This window comes from Hyphomonas sp. UBA4494 (assembly GCF_002388935.1).
Lineage (GTDB): Bacteria > Pseudomonadota > Alphaproteobacteria > Caulobacterales > Hyphomonadaceae > Hyphomonas.
Genome location: NZ_DGNK01000001.1, coordinates 57,416 through 60,680 on the forward strand (window position 1 = coordinate 57,416; position 3,265 = coordinate 60,680).

The following is a 3,265-nucleotide window of genomic DNA, read 5'->3' on the forward strand; positions in this document are numbered from 1 at the left end:
TCCTTCTGGTCAGCCACGACCGACGTTTCCTGGAGAATGTCTCGACCAACACACTCTGGCTGCGTCAGGGCAAGGTACTGAAAAGCCCGGAAGGCTATTCCAAGTTCGATGAATGGGCCGAACAGGTCGAGCAGGAAGAGGAACGTCAGCTTCGCCGCATGACGACACAGCTGAAAGATGAGCATCATTGGCTGGCGCGCGGCGTGACCGGGCGTCGCAAGCGCAACCAGGGCCGCCTCGCCCGGCTGAAACAGATGCGCGTGCAGCATGCCGAAATGCGTGGCGCGCTACAGGACCGCAAGAATACGGCCGACTTGTCAGTCTCCAGCGGTGATTCAATGAGCAAGAAGGTGATCGAGGCCAAGGGTCTGTCGAAGACCTTCGACACGCCGAACGGCCCGCTCGTGATTGCCGAAGACCTTTCCTTGCGTATCCTGCGCGGCGACCGGATCGNNTCGGCATCATCGGCCCGAACGGCGCAGGCAAGACAACGCTGGTACGCCTGCTGTTGGGTGAAATCGAACCGGATGCGGGCAATGTACGCCAGTCCAAGACGCTGGAAGTTACCTATCAGGACCAGACGCGCGACACGCTGAACCCGAAAGACACTGTCTGGGAAGCGCTCGCACCGGCGGGCGGTGACTCCATCATGGTGCAGGGCAACCAGCGCCATGTCGCCGCCTATGCCAAGGACTTCCTGTTCAAACCGGAACAGTTGCGTCAGCCCGTCGGCGCTCTCTCAGGCGGTGAGCGCAATCGGCTCGCGCTCGCCATTGGCCTCGCCAAACCATCCAACTTGATGGTGATGGATGAACCGACCAATGATCTCGACATGCAAACGCTGGAATTGCTGGAGGACATGCTGCTCTCCTATGACGGCACGCTGATCCTGGTCAGCCACGACAGGGCCTTTCTGGATGCCACGGTGACGAGCTGCCTCTGCCCCGTAGGCGACGGTAAGTGGGTGGTCACCGCAGGCGGTTGGACCGATGCGCAGGATCAGCTGAAGCATTTCCGCCAGCAGGACGAGACCACCCAGAAATCCGAGAAGGCCAAAACTGAAACCGCGCGTCCGAAGCCGCAGAAGAAGCTCTCCTACAAGGACGAGCATCGCCAGAAAGAGATCAACGCGCTGATCCCGAAACTGCAGGCGGAGATCAAGACCCTCGAAGCCAAGATGGGCGACCCGGAGCTGTATACGCGCGACCCGGATGCGTTTGCGAAGGCATCGGCCCGGATAGGCGCTGCGCGGGATGAACTCGACATGATCGAAATGGAATGGCTGGAAATCGAGGAAAAGCGCGAAAGCCTGTCCGGCGCCTGAACAACCTTTCCTTAAGACAGGCTGCCTAGGATTCGCCGACGATTGAGGGAGTCTTTCGAAATGCGCCTTTTTCCAGCCCTTTTGCTCGCCGCCTGCTTCAGCCTGCCTGTCATGGCCGACAGCCTGGAGGCTGAGCCGGCATCGGCTGAAGCGATACAAGCCACTCCGGGCCAGCAGCCTGGCATCTACCGCTTTGGCGCGACCTATGAATTTACAAACACCGCAAACGTCGATGACTGCCAACAGCTCTGCAATACGCGGTCTGCCTGTCTAGCTTGGAGCTACATAGCTGCACTCGATGAAGGCGCTTCGCGCTGTGAGCTTAAACGCGGCGCAGGTAAGGTAGAGCGCAATCCGCTCGCGACCTCCGGCCTGTCTTCCCGGCACGAAGATCGCCATCAGCCTGTGCTTGAAGTTCAGGAAGAATTACAGGGTGGATCGGACTTCGCCTCCCCGCCAAGCGACAAGCCGGAGCCGCTGACGGCACCAGACCCATCCTGAACGGGTGACCCTCCTCTAGGCGCGAATGAAATTTAGCAGGTCTGGATTGATGAGCTCAGAATGCGTTGTGCACATTCCGTGCGGCAAGCCTTCATAGATCTTCAGTACTGAACCCTCGACAAGGTCTGCGGCCTTGCGGGCGGTCAGGTCGAGCGGAACAATCTGGTCATCGTCCCCATGCATGATCAGTGTGGGCACTCTGAGAGCCTTCAGGTCTTCAGTGAAGTCCGTCTCGGAGAAGGCGGCGATACAATCATAGTGCGCCTTTGCGCTACCCATCATGCCCTGACGCCACCAATTGTGGACCATTGCCTCCACCGTCTCGACATGATCCCGGTTGAATCCGAAAAACGGACCGCTTGGGACATCGAGAAAAAAACTGGCGCGATTGTCTGACAATTGCCTCCGGAAATCATCGAAGACGTCCATGGGTATGCCATCCGGATTGTCCGCCGTTTTCAGCATCAAGGGTGGGACCGCACCAATCAACACGGCTTTGGCAGCTCGGTCCCCGCCATGTTGGGCCACATAACGCGCCACCACCCCGCCGCCTGTCGAATGTCCGACATGAACCACATTTGTCAGGTTCAGCGCTGTAACGAGGTCGTCCGTGTCCGCGGCATAGGTATCCATGTCGTTGCCAGTCCAGGTTTCCTGCGACCGGCCATGACCGCGGCGGTCCGCTGCGATCACCCGATAGCCCTCGGAGAGAAAGAACAGCATCTGATTGTCCCAGTCGTCAGCCGTCAAAGGCCAGCCGTGATGGAACATGATGGGTGGCGCCTCGACCGGGCCCCAATCCCTGTAGAAGATCTCAGTCTCATCTCGCGTCTTGATATACGGCATGCTGATCTCCTTCCGTATTGACGGAAAGATACACCAGAATCGTGACATTTGATACACTACCGAAACGAGATTTCAGAATATCTTTCGGCGTGCGCCAGCAGAACTAGACTAGACGTTCCTTGGTAGCCGTGAAGCGAATGTCCGGGTTCTTTTCCTGAGCATAGCCCACATCCCAGGCATTCTTCGCCAGATAGACCGGGGCGCCATCCAAATCTGTTCCGCTGGCGGACTTGTTCCTGTCCAGGAAGTCTTCCAGCTTCTTGTCGTCATCTGAACTCATCCAGCGCGCGACATTGTAGGGTGCAGGCTCGAAGACGACTTCAAGATTGTACTCCGCGGCTACCCGCTCCGTCATCACTTCAAACTGAAGCTGACCAACCGCGCCGACAATCATGTCGGAGCCGATCGCCGGCTTGAAGAGTTGGGTTACCCCTTCTTCGGCAAGGCTTTCGAGTGCCTTGCGCAAATGCTTGGCTTTCATCGGATCTTTCACCCGGGCGCGGCGCAGCAGTTCGGGGGCAAAGTTCGGAATGCCTCCAAACTGGATATCTCCGCTCTCAGAGAGGCTATCACCAACACGCAACTGGCCATGGT

Annotated in this window: 2 protein-coding genes and 2 pseudogenes; 2 read left to right on the plus strand and 2 right to left on the minus strand. The window is 58.2% G+C overall.

What is annotated here, in order from left to right; genetic code table 11:
* A pseudogene (locus tag B2P82_RS16920) lies at positions 1–1,324 on the plus strand (ABC-F family ATP-binding cassette domain-containing protein); the annotation flags it as partial.
* 60 nt (positions 1,325–1,384) lie between these two features.
* Entirely contained in the window at positions 1,385–1,825 is a 441-nt protein-coding gene (locus B2P82_RS00285) for a PAN domain-containing protein (RefSeq protein ID WP_290482323.1), read from the plus strand.
* A 15-nt stretch (positions 1,826–1,840) separates the two neighbouring features.
* Here B2P82_RS00285 and B2P82_RS00290 read toward each other — a convergent pair whose 3' ends face one another.
* Together B2P82_RS00290 and prfC are read right to left on the minus strand one after the other, a co-directional pair.
* Positions 1,841–2,671, minus strand: coding sequence for an alpha/beta fold hydrolase (locus tag B2P82_RS00290; RefSeq protein ID WP_290494258.1), 831 nt, complete (start codon positions 2,669–2,671; stop codon positions 1,841–1,843).
* 103 nt (positions 2,672–2,774) lie between these two features.
* Positions 2,775–3,265 (minus strand): annotated as a pseudogene (gene prfC, locus B2P82_RS00295) (peptide chain release factor 3); the annotation flags it as partial.